We start from the raw sequence: 23820 nt of genomic DNA, 5'->3' as shown, positions 1-23820 counted from the left end.
CCCGGGCTATCAGGCTTGGTTACGCAGGGCTCAGGCGCCCAGTTCGCGGACCAGCGAGTCGCGGGTGATCTCGCCGATCGTCTTGGTGCCGGTCAACACCATGGCCACGCGCATTTCCTTCTCGAACAATTCCAGCAGGTTCTTCACTCCGGCCTGGCCATGCACGGCCAAGGCCCAGAGGAACGCGCGACCGATCAGCACGGTGTCGGCGCCCAAGGCGATCATACGCACCACGTCCAGGCCGCTGCGAATGCCAGAGTCGGCGAGGATCTTCAGATCGCCTTTTACCGCGTCGGCAATCGCCGGCAGGGCGCGGGCGCTGGAGAGCACGCCGTCGAGTTGGCGACCGCCGTGGTTGGAAACGACGATGCCGTCGGCACCGAAACGCACGGCATCGCGGGCATCGTCGGCGTCGAGGATGCCTTTGATGATCATCGGGCCGTCCCAGAATTCGCGGATCCACTCCAGGTCCTTCCAGGAGATCGACGGGTCGAAGTTGGCGGCCAGCCAGCCGATGTAGTCGGCCAGGCCCGTCGGGTTGCCGCGGTAGGCGGAGATGTTGCCCAAGTCGTGCGGACGGCCCATGACGCCGACATCCCACGCCCATTGCGGATGGGTCATGGCCTGCAGCATGCGGCGCAGCGGGCCGTTCCTGCCGCTCATGCCGGAGTGGGCATCGCGGTAGCGGGCGCCCGGGGTGGGCATGTCGACGGTGAACACCAGGGTGCGCACGCCAGCGGCCTTGGCCCGCTCCAGCGCATTGCGCATGAAGCCACGGTCCTTGAGCACGTAGAGCTGGAACCACATCGGTCGGTCGATGGCCGGCGCCACTTCCTCGATCGGGCAGACCGACACGGTGGACATCGTGAACGGGATGCCGTGCTCGGCCGCCGCGCGCGCCGCCTGTACCTCGCCCCGGCGGGCGTACATGCCGGTGAGACCGACCGGCGCCAGGGCCACCGGCATGCTCAAGGTCTCGCCGAACAGCTCGGTCTTGAGGCTCAGTTCGGACATGTTCTTCAGTACGCGTTGGCGCAGGGCGATGCTGGCCAGGTCCGAGACGTTGTGGCGCAGGGTGTGCTCGGCGTAGGCGCCACCGTCGGCGTAGTGGAACAGGAAGGGGGGCAGCTTGCGCTGGGCTGCGGCGCGGTAGTCGGTGGAGGCGGAAATGATCATGGAATCTCGCAGCGTGGGTTGAAGGAGATGCCGGACGCCTGGACGCCCGGCCCCTTTCACTTTAGTGAGTAACCAGCATGCCGGTCAGCCAATAGGCCTGAATCAAGGTGATCAGGCCGACGATGGTGGCGAAGAACAGGCTGTGCTTTAAGGTGAAACGGAACAGATCCGACTCTTTGCCCACCAGCCCGGTGGCGGCGCAAGCCACGGCGATCGACTGCGGCGAGATCATCTTGCCGGTCACGCCGCCGCTGGTGTTGGCGGCGACCAGCAGGGTGTCGCTGACGCCGATCTGGTGCGCCGTAGTGGCCTGCAAGGAGCTGAACAGGGCGTTGGAGGAGGTGTCGGAGCCGGTCAGGAACACGCCCAGCCAGCCGAGGAACGGCGAGAAGAACGGGAATGCCGCCCCGGTGCCGGCCAGTACCAGGGCCATGGTCGAGGACATGCCCGAATAGTTGGTAACAAAGGCAAAGGCCAGCACCATCCCGATCGACAGAATCGGCCAGCGCAGTTCCCAGACGGTTTCCTTGAAAGTGGTCAGACCAGTTTTAACGTTGATCTTCAGCACGGCCATGGCGATCAGTGCCGAGAGAAAGATCGCCGTGCCGGTGGCCGAGATCGGGTCGAACTTGAACACCGCCGGCATGGCCAGGGGAGCGGTGACGATCGGCGCGGTCTTGATCACCAGTTGATCCAGATGCGGGATCGCAAAATTGAACACGAAGTTGTACATCGCTCCGCCCGGCGCGAAAGCGGCCTTGAAGGGCTTGAGGGTCCAGATGGTCACCAGTACGGTCAGGATCAGGAAAGGCGACCAGGCTTTGAAGATCTCGCCGAAGCTATAGGGCGATGGCTGGCCGCCGACGCCTGCGACCACCGCCGCGCCTGTGCTGCCCTGGGTCTGGGTGAGCGCGCGCTTGGGCTGCCAGACCTTCAGGAACAGGGTCAGAGCGATCAGGCTGGCCAGGGCTGAGGTGATGTCAGGCAGTTCCGGGCCGATGAAGTTGGAGGTGAAGTACTGGGTGGCGGCAAAGCTCAAGCCGGCGACCAATGCCGCTGGCCAGGTTTCTTTCACGCCGCGCAGACCGTCCATCATGAACACCAGCCAGAACGGCACGAACAGCGACAGCAGCGGCAGTTGGCGGCCGGTCATGGCGCCAATGTGGAAGGCGTCGATGCCAGTCACCTGGCCGGCGACGATGATCGGGATGCCCAGCGCACCGAAGGCCACTGGCGCGGTATTGGCGATCAGGCACAGGCCAGCGGCGTACAGCGGATTGAAGCCCAGGCCCACCAGCAGTGCGGCAGTGATGGCCACCGGGGCACCGAAGCCTGCGGCACCTTCGAGGAATGCGCCGAAGCAGAAGCCGATCAGCAGCACTTGCAGGCGCTGGTCGTCGGTGATCGACAGCACCGAGCTGCGGATCACTTCGAACTGGCCGCTCTTGACCGTCAGTTTGTACAGGAACACGGCTGCGACGATGATCCAGGCGATGGGCCACAGGCCGTAGAGGAAGCCGTAGCCGGCGGCGGCGAGGGCCATGTCGGCGGGCATGTGGAAGGCGAAGATCGCCACCAGGATCGACAAGCCAAGGGTGATACTGCCCGCCACATGCCCCTTGAGTCGGAACACGGCCAAGGCCAGGAAGAAGAACACGATGGGGATGACTGCCGCCAGAGCGGACAGGCCGAGACTCCCGAGTGGGGCGTAGAGTTGTTGCCAGGTTTGCATATGGGGTAACCCCTAATTGTTGTTGGTCAGCGCTGGCATTGGATAATTGGTAAGACCAATTTTCAATGGCTGGTGGCTAGGTTAAAAGCCCGGTCAGGGGTGTGTCAATTTGTCCCAAGCAGAACTTTGGTCGCAGGCCGATGAGCGGAGCGTCCATTGGGCGCGGCCGGTGGTGTGGCTGAACGCTCGGCAGAGGCGCACAATGGGCGCCCCGCGATCGATAGCGGGGTCAGTGGAGAGGCAGGTGATGGTGTTTGATCAGGTGCGCCAGCGGCGCTTGTCCGACGATATCGTCGACCGGTTGGAAGCGATGATTCTCGAGGGCACCCTGAGTGCTGGGCAGCGCCTGCCCGCTGAGCGCGCGTTGGCCGAGCAGTTCGGCGTCTCGCGACCGTCGCTTCGCGAGGCGATCCAGAAGCTGGTGGCCAAGGGATTGCTGATAAGCCGTCAGGGCGGCGGCAACTATGTCGCTGAGTCGCTGGGCTCGACCTTCAGCGATCCGCTGCTGCTATTGCTCGAAGACAATCCCGAGGCCCAGCGCGACCTGCTGGAGTTTCGTCACACCTTGGAAGCGTCATGCGCCTACTACGCTGCCCAGCGTGCCACCGAACCTGATCGGGCGCGGCTCAAGGCCGCGTTCGACACGCTTCAGGACTGCTATGCCCGCGCCGATGAGGTCAGCCGCGCAGAAGAGGGGGCGGCCGACGCGCGCTTTCACCTGGCGATCGCCGAGGCCAGCCATAACGCGGTGCTGCTGCACACCATCCGTGGGCTGTTCGATTTGCTCAAGCGCAATGTGGTGACCAATATCGGCGGCATGTACCAGCAGCGGCCGGAAACGCGCGACATGCTGATCGCGCAGCATCGCGAGCTGTACCAGGCGATTGTCGAGGGGCGCGCGCAAGAGGCGCGTGAGGTGTCGAGTCGACACATCATCTATGTGCAGGAAGTGCTCGAGGAGGCACGTCAGGAAGCCCAGCGTGTGGCACGGGCGCAGCGGCGCAGCGGGCGGTGAAGTTTGTGCTGGGCGAGCCCACTGCCACGGATGAGGTGGTAGCGAGGTCGCCCGATACGGGGCGCTATTCTTCCTTGCCCTTGTTGCGCACCGCGCGCTGCAGCTCGCGATTGGAGTCGCGTTCGCGCAGGGTGTCGCGCTTGTCGAACTCCTTCTTGCCCTTGCCGAGTGCGATCTCGCACTTGATCAGGTGCTTGCTCCAGTACAGCGCCAAGGCCACGCAGGTGTAACCCTTCTGCGCCACGGCCGCTTCCACGCGCTCAAGCTCGCGCTTGTTCAGCAGCAGCTTGCGCGTACGGATGGGGTCGGCGACGACGTGGGTGCTGGCGGCGGTCAGCGGGGCAATGTGGCTGCCGAACAGCCAGGCTTCGCCATCCTTGAGCAGCACGTAGCTGTCGGTCAGGTGCGCTTTGCCGGCCCGCAGGCTTTTTACTTCCCAACCGGACAGGACCAGTCCGGCCTCGAACTTGTGTTCGATGAAGTAATCGTGTCGCGCTTTCTTGTTCTGCGCGATGGTCCCGGTCGGATGTTTCTTTTGCTTAGCCATAGGGGCGGCATTATAGGCAGTCGCCATGGCCTCTGGCTATGGGGTTCGGTGTGCTTGAGCCGACAGGATGAATCCCGGACAATGCCGGAATAGTTCCCTTGAACGGAAACGTCCCGAAGCGCCGCGAGGTGCTGCCGCCCAGCTTGGAAGTGATGCCTGGATGACTACCCATATTCAACGCTCCGCCCTGCTGCCATACCCTGCCCAGGCGCTCTATGACCTGGTCAACGACGTGGCCAGTTACCCTGAGTTTCTCCCCTGGTGCTCGGATTCGACGGTGATCGAGTCGAGCGATACGCACATGCGTGCCAGGCTCGAGGTGGCCAAAGGCGGCATGAGTCAGCAATTCGTCACGCGCAATGTGCTGGTGCCTGGGCAGTCCATCGAGATGACGCTGGAGGAAGGGCCGTTCACGCAGTTGCACGGGGTATGGGTCTTCAAGGCGCTGGGTGAGAAGGCGTGCAAGATCAGTCTGGACTTGTCGTTCGATTATGCCGGGCCGTTGGTTCGCGCCACACTTGGGCCATTGTTCAATCAGGCGGCCAATACCCTGGTCGATGCCTTCTGCCAGCGCGCCAAGGAGTTGCATGGCTGAGCGGTCATGGACGCTCATCGCTGCAACGGCCAACAAAAAGCCCGGACATGTCCGGGCTTTTTCATGAGCGCTGCCTTTACTGGGGCGAGGTCTCGAGCGGCGCGGGTGTCGGCACCGGCGTGGTTTCGATGGTATCGATTTCGCGCTGGATCGACTCTTCGGCCGAACCGGGTTTGGCAGGCGTCTCAGGCTGGCCGGACGGCTGCTTGGCCGGGCTGACCGTGGTATCGCTGCTTCCACCCAGGATTTCCTGGTCGCGGCTGACACCTGGCATGAAGTCGCCAGACAGGCTCACGAGTTGGTCGCCTTCATTGAAGAACACGCTCATGCGTTCCTGCTGACGCTTACCGCCGCCTGGCTGAATGCTATAGAGGTAATCCCAGCGATTGGTATTGAAGGGATCCTGCAGGAGCGGGTTGCCCATGATAAACCTTACCTGCCGTCGGGTCATTCCCGGACGCAATTGGTCTATCATGTCCTGCGTGACGACATTGCCCTGCTGGATGTCGATTTTGTAAACCCCGGGAAACGAGCAACCGGCGAGTGCGAGCAGTCCCACGAGGGTGAGGCTGGTTAGCAAGAGCTTGGTGTTGTTTTGCATCGGTGGGCGACTTCCACTATCTTGGCTGGACAACGTAAACCCCGATCATACCCGTATTAAGAGAAGCTGCGAAGCAGCATCGGCGAGAAAGCTGACCATGGTTGAAAATAGCGAATTGCGCAAAGCCGGTCTCAAGGTGACACTGCCTCGAGTAAAGATCCTTCAAATGCTCGATTCTGCCGAGCAGCGTCACATGAGTGCCGAGGACGTCTACAAGGCGCTGATGGAAGCAGGTGAGGACGTCGGTCTGGCGACCGTCTACCGTGTACTGACCCAATTCGAAGCAGCGGGTCTGGTGGTTCGCCATAACTTCGATGGCGGCCACGCGGTATTCGAGCTGGCCGACGGAGGTCACCACGACCATATGGTCAATGTGGAAACCAGCGAAGTGATCGAATTCATGGATGCTGAAATCGAGCGTCGCCAAAGGGAGATCGTGGCCGAGCACGGTTACGAGTTGGTGGACCACAACCTGGTCCTTTATGTGCGCAAGAAGAAGTAACGATTTCTGATCGTGACTGACGACAAAGGCGACCCTTGGGTCGCCTTTGTGTTTTCTGAGTGTCTTGTGGAGGCGTGAGGCGTCAGGCTTTGCCGCTGACCACCATCTTGCGCGCGTGGGCCAGCGACTCCTTGGTCAGGTCGATGCCGCCGAGCATGCGCGCCACTTCCTCGACGCGCTCGCGTTTGCCCAGGTTGGCCACTGCCGTGTGGGTGGTCTTGCTGTTGCGCACCTTGTGCACGAACAGATGGTGATGACCTTGAGCAGCCACCTGGGGCAGATGGGTCACGGTCAGTACCTGGCCACGCTCGCCCAGCCGGCGCAACAACTGGCCGACGATCTCGGCGGTCGGTCCGCCGATACCCACGTCCACCTCGTCGAACACCAGCGTCGGAATGCGCGAGGTCTGCGCGGTGATGACCTGGATCGCCAAGCTGATGCGCGACAGTTCGCCCCCCGACGCCACCTTGGCCAAGGCCTTGAGTGGTTGGCCAGGGTTGGCGCTGACCAGCAGTTCGACCTGCTCCAGTCCATGCGGTGACAGCTCGCTGCCTTCCAGTGGCGTCAATTCGATGCAGAAACGTCCGCCAGGCATGCCCAGGCGCTGGATTTCCTGCTCCACCGCCACAGCCAACTGCGCCGCAGCCTGTCGGCGCAATCCGCTGAGCTCGCTGGCCTTCTCTTTATAGTGCTGGGCATAGGCCGCCAGCTCGTCGCCCAGGCGTTCGGCGGATTCGTCGCTGGCGTTGAGACCTTCGAGTTCGTCCATCAAGCGCTGCTGCAACTGTGGCAGCTCGGACGGATGAACACGGTGCTTGCGTGCCAGGGTGTAGAGCGTGTCGAGGCGTTCCTCCAGGGCTTGCAGGCGCATCGGGTCGGCGTCGAAGTGGTCGAGGAAGCGATTGAGTTCGCCGACCGCTTCCTCGACCTGGATCTGTGCGCTGGCGATCAGGTTCACCGCTTCGCCCAGCGCCTTGGGCGCATCGCTGACGGCGGAAAGGCGATTGAGGCTGCTGGTCAGGGCGCTGAGCACATTGCCGGAGTCGCTTTCGCTGCACTGGTCGATCACCTGGCGGCAGATGCCGAACAGCGCTTCGGCATTGGTCAGGTTCTTGTGCTCCTGCTCCAGTTGTTCGAGTTCGTTTTCGCCCAAGCCCAGGTTTTCCAGCTCTTCGAGCTGGTAACTCAGCAGTTGGTGTCGCGCACGTTGCTCATCGCTGGAGTTAGACAGGCGCTCCAGTTCCAGTCGGGTCTGGCGCCAGCGCTGGGCGGCCAATTGCACTTGGCGCGCCAGGTCGACGGCGCCAGCGTACTCGTCGACCAGCCGCCGATGGGTGTCGGTCTTGAGTAGCGACTGATGCTCGTGCTGGCTGTGGATATCGATGAGCAGCTCGCCGAGCGCCTTGAGGTCGCCGAGCGGGCAGGGTGTGCCATTGATATAGCCGCGGCTGCGGCCCTCGGCAGTGATGACCCGGCGCAGGATGCACGGCCCGTCGTGGTCGAGGTCGCGCTCGGTGAGCCAGGTGCGCGCTTCGGGAATGTCCACCAGATCGAAGGTGGCGAGCAGGTCGGCCTTGTCGGCGCCCGGGCGGACCACGCCGCTGTCGGCGCGGTCGCCCAGGGCCAGGCCCAGCGCATCGAGCATGATCGACTTGCCGGCGCCGGTCTCGCCGGTGATGACCGACATGCCGCGGGCAAGCTCGAGATCCAGGTGTTCGACGATGGCGTAGTTGTGTATGGACAGATGCACCAGCATGAGGGCCGCTCCCGAGGGTCATGTCTGGTTATTTATACAGTAGTTTTTTCCAGCCTGCCAAGCGCCGTTCGGCGACAGGGATTATCACCCAGCCCTTGAAGCTGATTTTTCCGACCCCATATACACGCCACACACGGCAGGCATGGCCTGTACACCGGAAAATGCGGAGGAGAGCCCCGATGGCTGACGAACAGCTGGATGAACAAAACCTTAATGCCGAAGAAGTCGGTTCCGAGGACCTCGGTGCCCGCGTTCAGGTGCTCGAGGAGCAGCTGGCCGCCGCCAAGGATCAATCGCTGCGCGTTGCCGCAGACCTGCAGAACATTCGTCGGCGTGCCGAGCAGGATGTCGAGAAGGCCCACAAGTTCGCCCTGGAGAAATTCGCCGGCGACCTGCTGCCGGTGATCGACAGCCTGGAGCGCGGCCTCGAGCTGTCCAGCGCCGAGGACGAAGCCATCAAGCCGATGCGCGAAGGGATCGAGCTGACCCTGAAGATGTTCCAGGACACCCTCAAGCGCTACAACCTGGAGCCGGTCGATCCGCACGGCGAGCCGTTCAATGCCGAGCACCACCAGGCCATGGCCATGCAGGAAAGTGCCGAGGTCGAGCCGAACAGCGTGCTCAAGGTGTTCCAGAAAGGCTATCTGCTCAACGGTCGCCTGCTGCGCCCCGCCATGGTGGTGGTCAGCAAGGCGCCAGCAGCGCCTCAACCGTCGATCGATGAAAAGGCTTGAAATCCGTCGGGGCATCCCCATTTAGGTGTCAAGCCTTCAAGTATTTCCGCAGTTGGCCAATAGCAGTCGCTGCTACCTCATTCAAGTTTCGGGAGAGTTAACATGGGCAAGATCATCGGTATCGACCTGGGGACCACCAACTCGTGCGTCTCCATTCTGGAAAACGGTAACGTCAAGGTCATCGAGAACGTCGAAGGTGCGCGTACTACCCCTTCGATCGTGGCCTACGCCAACGATGGCGAAATCCTGGTCGGTCAGTCGGCCAAGCGTCAGGCCGTCACCAACCCGCACAATACCCTGTTCGCCGTTAAGCGTCTGATCGGTCGTCGTTTCGAAGAAGACGTCGTGCAGAAAGACATCAAGCTGGTGCCTTACAAGATCGTCAAGGCCGGCAACGGTGACGCGTGGGTCGAGGCTGCTGGCAAGGAAATGGCTCCGCCGCAGATCAGCGCCGAAGTCCTGAAAAAGATGAAGAAGACCGCCGAAGACTACCTCGGCGAGCCGGTCACCGAAGCGGTCATCACCGTTCCGGCCTACTTCAACGACAGCCAGCGTCAGGCCACCAAGGACGCCGGTCGCATCGCCGGCCTGGACGTCAAGCGCATCATCAACGAGCCGACCGCCGCTGCACTGGCCTACGGCATGGACAAGGCCAAGGGCGACCACACCGTGATCGTCTATGACCTGGGTGGTGGTACGTTCGACGTGTCGGTCATCGAAATCGCCGAAGTCGATGGCGAGCACCAGTTCGAAGTACTGGCCACCAACGGTGACACCTTCCTCGGTGGCGAAGACTTCGACATGCGCCTGATCGACTACCTCGTCGATGAGTTCAAGAAAGAGTCCGGCATGGACTTGAAGAACGATCCGCTGGCGCTGCAGCGTCTGAAGGAAGCCGCTGAGAAAGCCAAGATCGAGCTGTCCTCGGCACAGTCCACCGACGTCAACCTGCCGTACATCACTGCCGATGCAACCGGTCCGAAGCACTTGAACGTGAAGATCTCCCGCGCCAAGCTGGAATCGCTGGTCGAAGACCTGGTCAAGCGCACCATCGAGCCTTGCCGCATCGCGCTTAAAGATGCCGGTATCGACGCCAGCAAGATCGACGACGTGATCTTGGTCGGTGGCCAGACCCGTATGCCGATGGTGCAGAAAGCCGTTGCCGACTTCTTCGGCAAGGAAGCGCGCAAGGACGTCAACCCGGACGAAGCTGTCGCCATGGGCGCCGCCATTCAGGGCGCGGTTCTGGCCGGTGACGTCAAGGACGTGCTGCTGCTGGACGTCAGCCCGCTGACCCTGGGTATCGAAACCATGGGCGGCGTGATGACGCCGCTGATCGAGAAGAACACCACCATCCCGACCAAGAAATCGCAGGTGTTCTCGACCGCCGACGACAACCAGGCTGCGGTGACCATCCATGTGCTGCAGGGCGAGCGCAAGCAAGCCACGCAGAACAAGTCGCTGGGCAAGTTCGACCTGGCCGACATCCCGCCAGCGCCGCGTGGCATGCCACAGATCGAAGTGACCTTCGACATCGACGCCAACGGCATCCTGCACGTCAGCGCGAAGGACAAGGCTACTGGCAAGTCGCAGTCGATCGTGATCAAGGCCAACTCCGGTCTGTCGGACGAGGAAATCGAGCGCATGGTGCGTGATGCCGAGGCCAACGCCGAGGAAGACCGCAAGTTCGAAGAGCTGGCCGCTGCCCGTAACCAGGGCGACGCACTGGTTCACTCGACCCGCAAGATGGTGGCCGACGCAGGCGACAAGGTCACTGCCGACGAGAAGGCGGCGATCGAAGCGGCCGTGGTCGCGCTCGAAGCTGCGGTGAAGGGTGATGACAAGGCGGCCATCGACGCCAAGGTCGAGGAGCTGTCCAAGGTGTCCGCGCCAGTCGCTCAGAAGATGTATGCCGAGCAGCAGGGCGAACAGCCTCAGGGCGGCGCTCAGCCGGCGGAACCTGAAGCCAAGCACGACGACGTGGTCGACGCCGAGTTCGAAGAAGTGAAAGATCACAACAAGCAGTAATTTCTGCATGTTGTCGGCCGGTTCAGCGGCATTGGTCGCTGAGCTGGTAGGATGTCGCCGCGCGGGGGCTTGCTCCCGCGTTGGCGTGTCTGGAACACGGGAAATATTTCCAGCATCTGTCAGGGCGCATCAGGCGTGTTGCGGCAGGTGCTGACGGCACGGTGCACAGATGCCGAAAGCCCTCAAGAGTGCGAATGACCTATGGCAAAGCGTGATTTTTATGAGGTCCTGGGTGTCGAGCGTGGCGCCAGCGAAAGCGATCTCAAGAAGGCCTATCGCCGCCTGGCGATGAAATACCACCCGGACCGCAACCCGGGCGATAAAGAGTCGGAAGACAAGTTCAAGGAGGCCAACGAGGCCTACGAAGTATTGTCCGACGCCAGCAAGCGCGCAGCCTACGATCAGTACGGCCATGCCGGCGTCGATCCAAGCATGGGCGGCGGCGGTGCCGGTTTTGGCGGCGCCAACTTCTCCGATATCTTCGGCGACGTCTTCAGTGACTTCTTCGGCGGTGGCCGTGGCGGTGGTCGCGGTGGTGCCCAGCGCGGCAGCGATCTGCGCTACACCCTGGAGTTGAACCTGGAAGAGGCGGTGCGTGGCACGACGGTCAGCATTCGTGTGCCGACCCTGGTCAACTGTCAGCCTTGCGACGGCACGGGTGCGAAGAAGGGCTCGACCCCCTCTACCTGCCCAACTTGCGGCGGTATCGGTCAAGTCCGTATGCAGCAGGGCTTCTTCTCTGTTCAGCAGACCTGCCCGCGCTGTCACGGTCAGGGCAAGATCATCACCGATCCGTGCTCGGCGTGCCATGGCGAAGGCCGTGTCGAAGAGTACAAGACCCTGTCGGTGAAAGTGCCGGCCGGCGTCGACACCGGCGATCGCATTCGCCTGTCCGGCGAAGGCGAGGCGGGCGCCCATGGCGGTCCGACCGGCGATCTCTACGTCGTCATCAGCGTGCGCGAGCATGCGATCTTCCAGCGTGATGGCAAGCACCTGTACTGCGAAGTGCCGATCAGCTACACCGATGCCGCACTGGGTGGCGAGCTCGAAGTGCCGACTCTCGATGGGCGTGTGAAGTTGCGAATCCCCGAGGGTACTCAGACGGGCAAGCAATTCCGTCTGCGCGGCAAGGGTGTGGCACCCGTGCGCGGCGGTGGTGCGGGCGATCTGCTGTGCCGGGTGGCGGTGGAAACGCCGGTCAATCTCAGTCGTCGCCAGCGTGAGCTGCTTGAAGAGCTGCGCGATTCGCTCGAGGGTGACAGCTCCCACTCGCCCAAGGCCAGTGGCTGGTTCGAGGGTGTGAAGCGCTTCTTCGGCGATCTCTGACAAGGAACAGGCTATGCGACGTATTGCGGTAATGGGCGCAGCAGGACGAATGGGCAAGACCCTCGTCGAAGCGGTGCAGCAAACCTCCGGAGCCGGGCTGACGGCGGCGATCGATCGCCCCGACAGCTCTCTGGTCGGGGCGGACGCGGGTGAGCTGGCGGCCCTCGGTCGGATCGGTGTACTGCTGTCCGATGACCTGGCCAAGGTCGCCGACGACTTCGATGTATTGATCGACTTCACGCATCCCTCGGTGACGCTGAAGAACCTGGCGTTCTGCCGAAAGCATGGCAAGGCGATGGTGATCGGTACCACCGGCTTCAGTGTCGACGAAAAGCGTCTGCTGGCCGAAGCCGGGAAAGACATTCCGATCGTCTTCGCCGCCAACTTCAGCGTCGGCGTCAACTTGAGCCTGAAGTTGCTCGACATGGCGGCGCGTGTGTTGGGCGATGATGTCGATATCGAGATCATCGAGGCGCACCACCGGCACAAGGTCGATGCGCCCTCGGGTACCGCGCTGCGCATGGGCGAGGTGGTCGCTCAGGCGTTGGGTCGCGATCTGCAGGAAGTGGCGGTGTATGGTCGCGAGGGGCAGACTGGCGCCCGTGACCGCAAGACCATTGGCTTTGCGACCGTTCGGGCCGGCGATGTCGTCGGTGACCACACGGTGCTGTTCGCGGCCGAAGGCGAACGCCTGGAGATCACCCACAAAGCGTCCAGCCGCATGACCTTTGCCAAAGGCGCTGTACGTGCGGCGCTGTGGCTGCAAGGGCGCGAGCCAGGGCTGTACGACATGCAGGATGTGCTGGAGCTGCATTGAACGCGTAGGTCTGTCGCATACGTGTGTCTAAACGGCACATCTGCGGTAGACCGAGAGCTCACTTTTCTGTAAACTACAGCTTTAGTGTATCCACTAAAAGCGCGCAGAGAATTGAATTCAGCACATAAAAGCGGGGTGACGTATCCATACGGCACTCCGCTTTTTTGCAACCTGCGATCGCCCCTTCATGCGTCATTTACGGGAGGTCTTCTTGACAAAGCCAGCCATACTCGCCCTTGCTGATGGCAGCATTTTTCGCGGTGAGGCCATTGGGGCCGACGGTCAAACCGTTGGTGAGGTGGTGTTCAACACCGCTATGACCGGCTACCAGGAAATCCTTACAGACCCTTCCTACGCCCAGCAGATCGTCACTCTGACCTATCCGCACATCGGCAACACCGGCACTACCGCCGAAGATGCCGAGTCCGACCGCGTCTGGTCGGCAGGTCTGGTGATCCGCGACCTGCCGCTGCTGGCCAGCAACTGGCGCAATACCCAGTCGCTGCCCGAGTACCTCAAGGCCAACAACGTGGTGGCCATCGCCGGTATCGATACCCGTCGCTTGACCCGCATCCTGCGTGAGAAAGGCGCCCAGAACGGTTGCATCCTGGCCGGCGACGACATCAGCGAAGAAGCCGCCATCGCCGCCGCTCGTGGTTTCCCGGGCCTCAAGGGCATGGACCTGGCCAAGGAAGTCAGCACCAAGGAGCGTTATGAGTGGCGCTCCAGCGTCTGGGAGCTGAAAACTGACAGCCACCCGACCCGCGAAGCGTCCGAGCTGCCTTACCACGTGGTCGCCTACGACTATGGCGTCAAGTTGAACATCCTGCGCATGCTGGTCGCCCGTGGTTGCCGCCTGACCGTCGTGCCAGCACAAACCCCGGCCAGCGAAGTGCTCGCGCTCAACCCCGACGGCGTATTCCTGTCCAACGGCCCGGGCGATCCCGAGCCGTGCGACTACGCCATCGCGGCGATCAAGGCCATTCTCGAAACCGACATCCCGGTCTTCGGTATCTGCCTCGGTCACCAACTGCTGGCCTTGGCCTCCGGTGCCAAGACCATGAAGATGGGCCACGGTCACCACGGCGCCAACCACCCGGTCCAGGACCTGGACACCGGCGTGGTGATGATCACCAGTCAGAACCACGGTTTCGCCGTCGATGAAGCCACCTTGCCAGGCAATGTGCGCGCCATCCACAAGTCGCTGTTCGACGGTACCCTGCAGGGCATCGAACGCACCGACAAGAGCGCGTTCAGCTTCCAGGGCCACCCTGAAGCGAGCCCCGGCCCGACCGACGTCGCGCCACTGTTCGATCGTTTCATCGATGCCATGGCCAAGCGCCGCTGAGCATCCTGCATCGAGGCCCCGGACCGGCCTGTGCCGTGTCCGGAAGCGCCTGACCCAGATTGTTCAAGACGGCTTGCCGACTGACCCGCGGATTTGAGTGACAACCATGCCAAAACGTACAGACATCAAAAGCATCCTGATTCTCGGCGCTGGCCCGATCGTGATCGGCCAGGCCTGTGAATTCGACTATTCCGGCGCCCAGGCTTGCAAAGCCCTGCGCGAGGAAGGTTTCCGCGTCATCCTGGTGAACTCCAACCCAGCCACCATCATGACCGACCCGGCCATGGCCGACGCCACCTACATCGAGCCGATCAAGTGGCAGTCGGTGGCCAAGATCATCGAGAAAGAACGTCCAGACGCGGTGCTTCCGACCATGGGCGGCCAGACCGCGCTCAACTGCGCCCTGGATCTGGAGCGCCATGGCGTTCTGGAGAAGTTCGGCGTAGAGATGATCGGCGCCAACGCCGACACCATCGACAAGGCCGAGGACCGTTCGCGCTTCGACAAGGCAATGAAGGACATCGGTCTGGAGTGCCCGCGTTCGGGCATCGCCCACAGCATGGAAGAGGCCAATGCGGTCCTGGAAAAGCTGGGCTTCCCATGCATCATCCGCCCATCCTTCACCATGGGTGGCACCGGTGGCGGCATCGCCTACAACCGTGAAGAGTTCGAGGAAATCTGCGCCCGTGGTCTGGACCTGTCGCCGACCAAGGAACTGCTGATCGACGAGTCGCTGATCGGCTGGAAGGAATACGAGATGGAGGTGGTCCGCGACAAGAAGGACAACTGCATCATCGTCTGCTCCATCGAAAACTTCGATCCGATGGGCGTACACACCGGCGACTCGATCACCGTCGCGCCGGCGCAGACGCTTACCGACAAGGAATACCAGATCATGCGCAACGCCTCGCTGGCGGTGCTGCGTGAGATCGGCGTCGAAACCGGCGGTTCCAACGTGCAGTTCGGCATCTGCCCGAACACCGGCCGTATGGTCGTGATCGAGATGAACCCACGGGTTTCTCGTTCCTCGGCCCTGGCCTCCAAGGCCACCGGCTTCCCGATCGCCAAGATCGCGGCCAAGTTGGCAGTCGGCTACACCCTCGATGAGCTGCAGAACGATATCACCGGCGGTCGCACCCCGGCGTCCTTCGAGCCTTCGATCGACTATGTCGTCACCAAGCTGCCCCGCTTCGCCTTCGAGAAGTTCCCCAAGGCCGACGCGCGCCTGACCACCCAGATGAAGTCCGTGGGTGAAGTCATGGCCATCGGTCGCACCTTCCAGGAATCCCTGCAGAAAGCCCTGCGCGGCCTGGAAGTTGGTGCCTGCGGTCTGGACCCGAAAGTGGATCTGGCCAGTTCCGAAGCGTCGAGCATTCTCAAGCGTGAGCTGACCGTGCCCGGTGCCGAGCGTATCTGGTATGTGGCCGATGCCCTGCGCGCCGGCATGAGCCGCGACGAAATCTTCGCCCTCACCGGCATCGACCACTGGTTCCTGGTGCAGCTCGAAGATCTGATCAAGGAAGAGGAGAAGGTCAAGACCCTCGGCCTGGCCGACATCGACAAGGCCCTGATGCTGCGCCTCAAGCGCAAGGGCTTCTCCGACCAGCGTCTGGCCAAGCTGCTGGGCGTGACCGACAAGAATCTGCGTCGTCACCGCCACAAGCTCGACGTGCTGCCGGTCTACAAGCGCGTCGACACGTGCGCCGCCGAATTCGCCACCGATACCGCCTACCTGTACTCCACGTACGAAGAAGAGTGCGAGGCCAATCCGTCGACCCGCGACAAGATCATGATCCTCGGGGGTGGCCCGAACCGTATCGGCCAAGGTATCGAGTTCGACTACTGCTGCGTGCACGCCGCTTTGGCGCTGCGTGAAGACGGGTACGAGACCATCATGGTCAACTGCAACCCTGAAACCGTCTCCACCGACTACGACACCTCGGATCGTCTGTACTTCGAACCGCTGACCCTGGAAGACGTGCTGGAAGTCTGCCGCGTCGAGAAGCCTAAAGGCGTCATCGTCCACTACGGTGGTCAGACTCCGCTGAAACTGGCTCGCGCCCTTGAAGAGGCAGGCGTACCGATCATCGGCACCAGCCCGGACGCCATCGACCGCGCCGAAGACCGTGAGCGCTTCCAGCAGATGGTCCAGCGCCTGAACCTGCTGCAGCCGCCGAACGCGACCGTGCGCAGTGAAGAGGAGGCCATCCGTGCCGCCGGTGATATCGGCTACCCGCTGGTGGTGCGTCCGTCCTATGTGCTGGGCGGTCGTGCGATGGAGATCGTCTACGAGCTGGACGAGCTCAAGCGCTACCTGCGCGAAGCGGTGCAAGTGTCCAACGACAGCCCGGTGCTGCTCGACCACTTCCTCAACTGTGCCATCGAGATGGACGTGGACGCTGTCTGCGACGGTACCGACGTGGTCATCGGCGCGATCATGCAGCATATCGAGCAGGCCGGCGTCCACTCCGGCGACTCGGCATGCTCGCTGCCGCCCTACTCGCTGAGCAAAGGCGTGCAGGACGAAGTCCGCGAGCAAGTGCGCAAGATGGCACTGGAGTTGGGCGTGGTCGGTCTGATGAACGTGCAGTTGGCGCTGCAGGGCGACAAGATCTACGTGATCGAGGTCAACCCGCGTGCCTCGCGTACCGTACCGTTCGTATCCAAGTGCATCGGCACTTCGCTGGCGATGATCGCTGCACGCGTGATGGCCGGTAAGTCGCTCAAGGAGCTGGGCTTCACCGCGGAAATCATCCCGAACTTCTACAGCGTCAAGGAAGCCGTCTTCCCGTTCGCCAAGTTCCCAGGGGTTGACCCGATCCTCGGCCCTGAGATGAAATCCACCGGTGAGGTGATGGGTGTGGGCGACAGCTTCGGTGAGGCCTTCGCCAAAGCCCAGATGGGGGCTAGCGAAGTGTTGCCAAGCGGCGGCACCGCGTTCATCAGTGTGCGCGACGACGACAAGCCGCAAGTGGCTGCCGTTGCCCGTGATTTGATCACCCTGGGCTTCGAAGTGGTCGCTACTGCCGGGACTGCCAAGGTGATCGAGGCTGCCGGTCTGAAAGTGCGTCGTGTCAACAAGGTGACCGAGGGTCGCCCGCATGTGGTCGACATGATCAAGAACGACGAAGTGTCGCTGATCATCAATACCACCGAAGGCCGCCAGTCGATCGCCGACTCCTACTCGATCCGCCGTAATGCGCTGCAGCACAAGATCTACTGCACCACTACGATCGCGGCGGGTGAAGCCATCTGCGAGGCGCTGAAATTCGGTCCTGAGAAGACCGTTCGTCGCCTGCAGGATCTGCATGCAGGACTCAAAGCATGAGCATTACCAAATATCCGATGACCGTCCAGGGCGCCCGCGCCCTGGAAGAAGAGCTGCTTTTCCTCAGCAAGACCGAGCGCCCGCGCCTGAGCCAGGCGATCGGTGAAGCGCGTGAGCTGGGCGATCTCAAGGAGAATGCCGAGTACCATGCCGCCCGCGAGGAACAGGGCATGGTCGAAGCACGTATCCGCGATATCGAAGGTCGGTTGCAGAATTCGGTGGTGATCGATGTCACCACCATCGCTCACACCGGCAAGGTCATCTTCGGTACCACCGTCGTGTTGGCCAACACCGAGAACGATGACGAGGTGACCTACCAGATCGTCGGCGAGGACGAAGCTGACGTTAGGCAAGGCAAGCTGTCGAGCAGCGCACCCATCGCCCGCGCCATCATTGGCAAGGAAGAGGGTGATACCGTCGTGGTCAAGACCCCGAGCGGAACCGTCGAGTACGAGATTGTCGAAGTCAAGCACATCTGACCGGCGCCAACGCGCGCCCTCCCTGGAGGGGATCCTCTGGCAACTGGCCCAGGTGTTCTGGGTCGGCGGCCTGTGGGTTTTCCATGTGGGGCTGGTACCGGCGCTCAAGGTCAGTGGCCTGGCGCCTTTGCTGGTGCAGGACATCGCCGGGCAGATTGACCGCTGGTTGATTGGCGTGGCGCTGCTTGGGCTGTTGACTCAGCTGGCCGTGCTGGCGCGAGTCGAGGGCCTATCTGCGTGGTGGCGGCAGTTCCGCGGCCAAATGCTACTGCTTGGCCTGGGCGCCTGTGTGGGGTACTACACACTGCGCTACGGCATATCTGTTGGTGAGCGCTGGCAGATGTTCTGTTTCCTGGTGCTGGGGTTTTCCGGCATCGTGCTGGTGGCCCAGCCGGTTCCTGTCAGGGCGCGCAAGGCGCGCCACTGACGGGCGTCACTGTCACTTGTAGCGGTGGATGTTGGACAGTTGCTTGTTCGGCTGCGGGTTCTTGCGATAGATCAGCGCCTTCTTGCCGATGGTCTGCACCAGCTCGGCACGGCCAGCCTTGCACAGTTCGGCGATGGCAGCGGCGCGCTCCTCGCGATCTTCCGAGCGAATCTCGATCTTGATCAGCTCATGATCGGCCAGCGCACGTTCCAGCTCGGCGATCACACCTTCATTGAGCCCATTGCCGGCAACGATCAGGACCGGCTTCAGGTCATGGCCAATGGATTTGTACTGTTTCTTCTGCTCGTTATTGAGCGGCATAATCTGACCCTTTTCGTCTGATTCTGTAAAATTGGTGGCCATTTTACCCGAGGGCCCGTGGCTCCGCCCAGTCAATCACGACGCTAATCATCGAGGTGCCCCGTGGCGCAGCGTTCTAAAAGCAGCCATAACTGGCTGAGAGAGCATTTCAACGATCCATTCGTCAAGCAGGCGCAGAAGGATGGCTACCGTTCGCGCGCAAGCTACAAACTGTTGGAGATACAGGAAAAGGATCGACTCATTCGTCCCGGAATGAGCGTGATCGACCTGGGCGCCGCGCCGGGTGGCTGGTCACAGGTGACCAGTCGTCTGATCGGCGGGCAAGGGCGGTTGATCGCCTCTGATATTCTGGAAATGGATTCGATTCCCGATGTCACCTTCATCCAAGGCGACTTCACCCAGGATTCGGTGCTCGAGCAGATCCTGCAGGCCGTCGGCGATTCGCACGTCGACCTTGTGATTTCCGATATGGCCCCCAATATGAGTGGTACGCCCGCCGTGGACATGCCGCGCGCCATGTTCCTCTGCGAACTGGCATTGGACCTGGCCGCTCGCGTCCTCAAGCCGGGTGGCGACTTCCTGATCAAGATTTTCCAGGGAGAGGGTTTCGACGTGTACCTCAAGGAAGTGCGCAGCAAGTTCGACAAGGTGCAGATGCGCAAGCCTTCGTCGTCTCGGGATCGCTCCCGTGAACAGTATCTGCTGGCCAGGGGGTACAAAGGTGAATGAGCAGGAATTGCCACAATGGCCGATAGTTAATTCCAATCGGCCATGAAATCAGCAACGTCCGAACTTCGTGTAGTCTAGGTTTCACAAAGGGTTACAGACGGTGCCTGCGGATGCGCAGGTAATGTAGTAAGTTAGGGCGGTGATTATCATGCGAGGCACGGCTGCGTCGTGCGCCGACCTCAGAGGGTAGCTAATTGAACGACATGGCAAAGAATCTGATCCTGTGGTTGATCATCGCCGCCGTCCTTGTGACGGTGATGAACAACTTCTCCAGCCCTAACGAGCCGCAGACCCTCAACTATTCCGACTTCATTCAGCAAGTCAAGGACGGCAAGGTCGAGCGCGTCACCGTCGACGGTGCCGTCATCACCGGTAAGCGTACTGATGGCGACAACTTCAAGACCGTGCGTCCGGCCATTGCTGACAACGGTTTGATCGGCGATCTGGTCGACAACCACGTCGTGGTCGAAGGCAAGCAGCCCGAGCAACAGAGCATCTGGACTCAGTTGCTGGTGGCGAGCTTCCCTATCCTGGTCATCATTGCCGTGTTCATGTTCTTTATGCGCCAGATGCAAGGCGGTGCTGGCGGCAAGGGCGGGCCTATGAGCTTCGGCAAGAGCAAGGCGCGCCTGCTTTCCGAAGACCAGGTCAAGACTACGCTGGCTGACGTTGCCGGTTGCGACGAGGCCAAGGAGGAAGTCGGCGAACTGGTCGAGTTCCTCCGTGATCCAGGCAAGTTCCAGCGTCTGGGCGGTCGAATTCCTCGCGGTGTATTGATGGTCGGCCCACCCGGTACCGGTAAGACTTTGCTGGCCAAAGCCATCGCCGGTGAAGCCAAGGTACCGTTCTTCACCATTTCCGGTTCCGACTTCGTCGAGATGTTCGTCGGCGTGGGCGCCAGCCGCGTTCGTGACATGTTCGAGCAGGCCAAAAAGCATGCGCCTTGCATCATCTTCATCGACGAAATCGATGCCGTTGGTCGCCACCGTGGCGCAGGTATGGGTGGCGGTCATGACGAGCGTGAACAGACGCTGAACCAGTTGCTGGTGGAAATGGACGGCTTCGAGATGAACGATGGCATCATCGTCATCGCCGCCACCAACCGCCCCGACGTGCTCGATCCCGCGCTGCTGCGCCCGGGTCGGTTCGACCGTCAGGTGGTGGTCGGTCTGCCGGACATCCGCGGTCGCGAGCAGATCCTCAAGGTGCACATGCGCAAAGTGCCAATCGGCGAGAACGTCAACGCTGCTGTCATCGCCCGTGGCACCCCCGGCTTCTCCGGTGCCGATCTGGCCAATCTGGTCAACGAGGCGTCGTTGTTCGCCGCCCGCGCAGGCAAGCGTCTGGTCGAGATGAAAGAGTTCGAGCTGGCCAAAGACAAGATCATGATGGGCGCTGAACGCAAGACCATGGTCATGTCGGAAAAGGAAAAGCAGAATACTGCCTACCATGAAGCCGGCCACGCCATCGTCGGTCGTATCGTTCCCGAGCATGATCCGGTCTACAAGGTTTCGATCATCCCGCGTGGTCGTGCTTTGGGTGTGACCATGTTCCTCCCCGAAGAGGACCGTTACAGCCTCTCCAAGCGTGCGCTGATCAGCCAGATCTGCTCGCTTTACGGTGGGCGTATCGCCGAGGAGATGACGCTGGGCTTCGACGGTGTCACCACCGGTGCGTCGAACGACATCATGCGTGCCAGCCAGATCGCTCGGAACATGGTCACCAAGTGGGGGCTGTCCGAGAAACTCGGCCCGCTGATGTATGCCGAAGAGGAGGGCGAAGTTTTCCTCGGTCGCAGTGCCGGCAGCCAGCAGGCCAGTGTGTCGGGTGAAACCGCCAAGCTGATCGATTCTGAAGTGCGTAGCATCATCGATCACTGCTATGCCACCGCCAAGCAGATCCTTACCGAAAACCGTGACAAGCTCGACGCGATGGCCGAGGCATTGATGAAGTACGAAACCATCGATGCCGACCAAATCGACGACATCATGTCCGGGCGTGCTCCGCGCGAACCGCGTGATTGGGACAACGATGCCGGCACCTCTGGCACGCCAGCGTCCCAGGGCGATCGTCCCGAGTCGCCGATCGGTGGTCCAGCGGCCCAACATTAAGGGTTTCTATGACCTTGCAGCAGTACCCAACCCGGTTGCCTTGCGGCAACCGGGTTCTTGATTTATCCCGCACCCATGTCATGGGTATCCTCAATGTCACGCCGGACTCCTTTTCTGATGGCGGCCGGTTCAGCCGCCACGACGAGGCGCTTCGGCATGCCGAGGCGATGGTCGAGGCGGGTGCGTCGCTCATCGATGTGGGCGGTGAGTCCACTCGGCCTGGAGCTCTCGCGGTATCGCCTGACGAAGAGCTGGGTCGAGTCGCACCCATCGTCGAAGCGATCAGCGCGCGTCTGGATGTGATCATCTCGGTCGACACTTCGACGCCCACAGTGATGCGCGAAGTGGCTCGACTCGGCGCAGGGCTGATCAACGACGTTCGTGCTCTGGAGCGCGAGGGTGCCCTGGAGGCGGCCGCCAGTACCGGCCTTCCCGTGTGCTTGATGCACATGCGCGGCGAGCCGGGTAACATGCAGGACAATCCGCGCTACGACGATGTCACCGCCGAGGTGGCGCGTTATCTGGAACAGCGCATCGCTGCCTGCGCGGCGGCGGGTATCGCTCCTGAGCGCGTCATCCTCGACCCAGGCTTTGGTTTTGCCAAGAACCTGGCGCACAACCTGAGCCTGTTCAAGCATCTGGAAGCATTGTATTGCCTGGGTCGCCCCTTGCTGGTGGGCGTCTCGCGCAAAAGCATGATAGGCCTGGCGCTGGACCGTCCGGTCGGTGAGCGTCTCTACGGCAGTCTGGCGCTGGCGGCGTTGGCCATGACCATGGGCACAAGCATTCTGCGTGTTCATGACGTGGCCGAGACCGTCGATGTGGTGCGCATGATCGCTGCGGTGCAGAACGCCGAATAAGAACGTTTGGAGACACTATGAGCAGGAAATACTTTGGTACCGATGGTATTCGTGGCCGCGTCGGCGAGTACCCCATCACTCCCGACTTCATGCTGAAGCTCGGTTGGGCAGCAGGCATGGCTTTCCGCAAGCACGGCCACTGCCGTGTTCTGGTGGGCAAGGACACCCGGATCTCCGGCTACATGTTCGAGTCCGCCCTGGAGGCCGGTTTGTCGGCGGCCGGTGCTGACGTCATGCTGCTTGGCCCGATGCCGACCCCCGCGATCGCCTATCTGACGCGCACCTTCCATGCCGAGGCGGGCATCGTCATCAGCGCCTCGCACAACCCGCATGACGACAACGGCATCAAGTTCTTCTCCGGTTCCGGCACGAAGTTGCCAGACGAAGTGGAGCTCATGATCGAGGAGTTGCTTGACCAGCCAATGAACGTGGTGGAGTCGAGCAAGTTGGGCAAGGTGTCGCGGATCAACGATGCGGCTGGACGCTATATCGAGTTCTGCAAGAGCAGCGTCCCCAGCAGCACTGATTTCGCAGGGCTCAAGTTGGTCGTCGACTGCGCCCATGGCGCTACTTACAAAGTGGCGCCCAACGTGTTCCGTGAGTTGGGTGCCGATGTCACGGTGCTCAGCGCGCAGCCGGATGGCTTGAACATCAATGAAAACTGCGGTTCCACGCACATCGAGTCCCTGCAGGCTGCCGTGCTGGTGGGGCATGCGGACTTGGGTATCGCCTTCGACGGTGATGGAGATCGGGTGCTGATGGTCGATCACACCGGCGCCATCGTCGACGGCGACGAGTTGTTGTTCATCATTGCCCGCGATCTGCATGAGCGCGGCAAGCTGCAAGGCGGCGTGGTAGGGACGCTGATGAGCAACCTCGGCCTGGAGTTGGCGCTCAAGGACCTGGATATTCCGTTTGCCCGTGCCAAGGTCGGCGATCGTTACGTCATGGCCGAACTGATCGAGCGTGAGTGGCAACTGGGCGGCGAGAACTCTGGGCACGTGGTGTGCTGCAACCATACCACCACGGGCGACGCGATCATCGCCGCGCTGCAGGTGTTGATGGCACTCAGACGTCGTGGTGAAAACCTGGCCCAGGCACGCCAGGCCATCCGCAAATGTCCGCAAGTGCTGATTAATGTCCGCTATGGCGCAGGCGGTGCCGATCCGCTGGAAAACTCAGCGGTGCAAGAGGCCAGTGCCAAAGTGACCGAGGCGATGGCCGGTCGTGGTCGCGTGCTGTTGCGCAAGTCCGGGACTGAGCCGCTGGTGCGGGTGATGGTCGAGGGCGATGATGAAAACCAGGTGCGTGGCCACGCCGAGGCCTTGGCCAAGGTCGTCGCTGAAGTTTGTGCCTGAAAGACGCTTGCCAGCGCGATTCTGGTTGGG

General features: G+C 61.8%; 21 protein-coding genes. 15 read left to right on the top strand and 6 right to left on the bottom strand.

Annotated elements, in window-relative coordinates; genetic code table 11:
- Positions 1 to 30 precede the first annotated feature (30 nt).
- Positions 31 to 1176 (bottom strand): FMN-dependent L-lactate dehydrogenase LldD, encoded by a 1146-nt coding sequence (lldD, locus tag ACK2SD_RS21070; protein WP_295486059.1) that lies wholly within the window; start codon positions 1174 to 1176, stop codon positions 31 to 33.
- A 61-nt stretch (positions 1177 to 1237) separates the two neighbouring features.
- A complete protein-coding gene (locus tag ACK2SD_RS21065; protein WP_412460751.1) occupies positions 1238 to 2908 on the bottom strand; it encodes a lactate permease LctP family transporter in 1671 nt (556 codons plus the stop codon).
- 247 nt (positions 2909 to 3155) lie between these two features.
- Here ACK2SD_RS21065 and ACK2SD_RS21060 point away from each other — a divergent pair, with 247 nt between their 5' ends.
- Positions 3156 to 3923 (top strand): FCD domain-containing protein, encoded by a 768-nt coding sequence (locus ACK2SD_RS21060; protein WP_029613100.1) that lies wholly within the window; start codon positions 3156 to 3158, stop codon positions 3921 to 3923.
- A gap of 64 nt (positions 3924 to 3987) precedes the next feature.
- On the opposite strand, the gene smpB is transcribed toward ACK2SD_RS21060, so the two are convergent.
- On the bottom strand, positions 3988 to 4470 hold the full coding sequence (gene smpB, locus ACK2SD_RS21055) for an SsrA-binding protein SmpB (RefSeq protein WP_029613099.1): 483 nt from the start codon (positions 4468 to 4470) through the stop codon (positions 3988 to 3990).
- A gap of 160 nt (positions 4471 to 4630) precedes the next feature.
- On the opposite strand from smpB, the gene ACK2SD_RS21050 reads away from it, so the two are divergent.
- A complete protein-coding gene (locus ACK2SD_RS21050) occupies positions 4631 to 5065 on the top strand; it encodes a type II toxin-antitoxin system RatA family toxin (RefSeq protein ID WP_029613098.1) in 435 nt (144 codons plus the stop codon).
- A 76-nt stretch (positions 5066 to 5141) separates the two neighbouring features.
- On the opposite strand, the gene ACK2SD_RS21045 is transcribed toward ACK2SD_RS21050, so the two are convergent.
- On the bottom strand, positions 5142 to 5666 hold the full coding sequence (locus ACK2SD_RS21045) for an outer membrane protein assembly factor BamE (protein ID WP_412460750.1): 525 nt from the start codon (positions 5664 to 5666) through the stop codon (positions 5142 to 5144).
- Between the two features lie 97 nt (positions 5667 to 5763).
- Here ACK2SD_RS21045 and fur point away from each other — a divergent pair, with 97 nt between their 5' ends.
- Positions 5764 to 6168: a ferric iron uptake transcriptional regulator gene (gene fur / locus ACK2SD_RS21040; RefSeq protein ID WP_028695114.1), complete on the top strand. Its 405-nt coding sequence runs from the start codon at positions 5764 to 5766 to the stop codon at positions 6166 to 6168.
- A gap of 82 nt (positions 6169 to 6250) precedes the next feature.
- Here the strand turns inward: fur and recN are convergent, their stop codons facing one another.
- Entirely contained in the window at positions 6251 to 7924 is a 1674-nt protein-coding gene (gene recN / locus ACK2SD_RS21035; RefSeq protein WP_412460749.1) for a DNA repair protein RecN, read from the bottom strand.
- Between the two features lie 179 nt (positions 7925 to 8103).
- On the opposite strand from recN, the gene grpE reads away from it, so the two are divergent.
- The 8 genes from grpE (at position 8104) to ACK2SD_RS20995 (ending at position 18411) form a co-directional block, all read left to right on the top strand.
- Positions 8104 to 8658, top strand: coding sequence for a nucleotide exchange factor GrpE (gene grpE / locus ACK2SD_RS21030; protein WP_029613095.1), 555 nt, complete (start codon positions 8104 to 8106; stop codon positions 8656 to 8658).
- A 102-nt stretch (positions 8659 to 8760) separates the two neighbouring features.
- Positions 8761 to 10686 carry a molecular chaperone DnaK gene (dnaK, locus tag ACK2SD_RS21025; protein ID WP_412460748.1) on the top strand — a complete coding sequence of 642 codons (1926 nt, stop codon included), beginning with the start codon at positions 8761 to 8763 and terminating at the stop codon, positions 10684 to 10686.
- A gap of 201 nt (positions 10687 to 10887) precedes the next feature.
- Positions 10888 to 12012 carry a molecular chaperone DnaJ gene (gene dnaJ / locus ACK2SD_RS21020; protein WP_116887552.1) on the top strand — a complete coding sequence of 375 codons (1125 nt, stop codon included), beginning with the start codon at positions 10888 to 10890 and terminating at the stop codon, positions 12010 to 12012.
- 13 nt (positions 12013 to 12025) lie between these two features.
- The gene (gene dapB, locus ACK2SD_RS21015; protein ID WP_412460747.1) at positions 12026 to 12829 is read left to right on the top strand and encodes a 4-hydroxy-tetrahydrodipicolinate reductase; all 804 of its coding nucleotides are present in this window, start codon (positions 12026 to 12028) and stop codon (positions 12827 to 12829) included.
- A 211-nt stretch (positions 12830 to 13040) separates the two neighbouring features.
- Complete coding sequence (carA, locus tag ACK2SD_RS21010) at positions 13041 to 14177, top strand: glutamine-hydrolyzing carbamoyl-phosphate synthase small subunit (protein WP_342649736.1); 1137 nt, start codon at positions 13041 to 13043, stop codon at positions 14175 to 14177.
- Positions 14178 to 14283: 106 nt separating this feature from the next.
- The gene (gene carB / locus ACK2SD_RS21005; protein ID WP_412460746.1) at positions 14284 to 17505 is read left to right on the top strand and encodes a carbamoyl-phosphate synthase large subunit; all 3222 of its coding nucleotides are present in this window, start codon (positions 14284 to 14286) and stop codon (positions 17503 to 17505) included.
- On the top strand, positions 17502 to 17984 hold the full coding sequence (gene greA, locus ACK2SD_RS21000; protein ID WP_080754696.1) for a transcription elongation factor GreA: 483 nt from the start codon (positions 17502 to 17504) through the stop codon (positions 17982 to 17984). The genes carB and greA overlap by 4 nt, the downstream gene beginning before the upstream one ends.
- On the top strand, positions 17962 to 18411 hold the full coding sequence (locus ACK2SD_RS20995; protein ID WP_080754697.1) for an MFS transporter: 450 nt from the start codon (positions 17962 to 17964) through the stop codon (positions 18409 to 18411). The genes greA and ACK2SD_RS20995 overlap by 23 nt, the downstream gene beginning before the upstream one ends.
- Before the next feature lie 12 nt (positions 18412 to 18423).
- On the opposite strand, the gene yhbY is transcribed toward ACK2SD_RS20995, so the two are convergent.
- Entirely contained in the window at positions 18424 to 18732 is a 309-nt protein-coding gene (gene yhbY / locus ACK2SD_RS20990; protein ID WP_317871429.1) for a ribosome assembly RNA-binding protein YhbY, read from the bottom strand.
- Positions 18733 to 18834: 102 nt separating this feature from the next.
- On the opposite strand from yhbY, the gene rlmE reads away from it, so the two are divergent.
- The 4 genes from rlmE to glmM all read left to right on the top strand — a co-directional run bounded on the left by rlmE (position 18835) and on the right by glmM (position 23790).
- The gene (rlmE, locus tag ACK2SD_RS20985) at positions 18835 to 19461 is read left to right on the top strand and encodes a 23S rRNA (uridine(2552)-2'-O)-methyltransferase RlmE (RefSeq protein ID WP_029613921.1); all 627 of its coding nucleotides are present in this window, start codon (positions 18835 to 18837) and stop codon (positions 19459 to 19461) included.
- Positions 19462 to 19664: 203 nt separating this feature from the next.
- Positions 19665 to 21572 (top strand): ATP-dependent zinc metalloprotease FtsH, encoded by a 1908-nt coding sequence (gene ftsH / locus ACK2SD_RS20980; RefSeq protein ID WP_029613922.1) that lies wholly within the window; start codon positions 19665 to 19667, stop codon positions 21570 to 21572.
- An 8-nt stretch (positions 21573 to 21580) separates the two neighbouring features.
- Positions 21581 to 22432, top strand: a complete 852-nt coding sequence (folP, locus tag ACK2SD_RS20975; protein ID WP_412460745.1) for a dihydropteroate synthase — start codon at positions 21581 to 21583, stop codon at positions 22430 to 22432.
- A gap of 17 nt (positions 22433 to 22449) precedes the next feature.
- A complete protein-coding gene (gene glmM, locus ACK2SD_RS20970; RefSeq protein WP_342649730.1) occupies positions 22450 to 23790 on the top strand; it encodes a phosphoglucosamine mutase in 1341 nt (446 codons plus the stop codon).
- Positions 23791 to 23820 lie beyond the last annotated feature (30 nt).

Origin of the sequence: Pseudomonas sp. SC11, assembly GCF_047039205.1 — a bacterium.
Lineage (GTDB): Bacteria > Pseudomonadota > Gammaproteobacteria > Pseudomonadales > Pseudomonadaceae > Aquipseudomonas > Aquipseudomonas boreofloridensis.
This window is presented reverse-complemented; position numbering and strand designations above follow the sequence as displayed.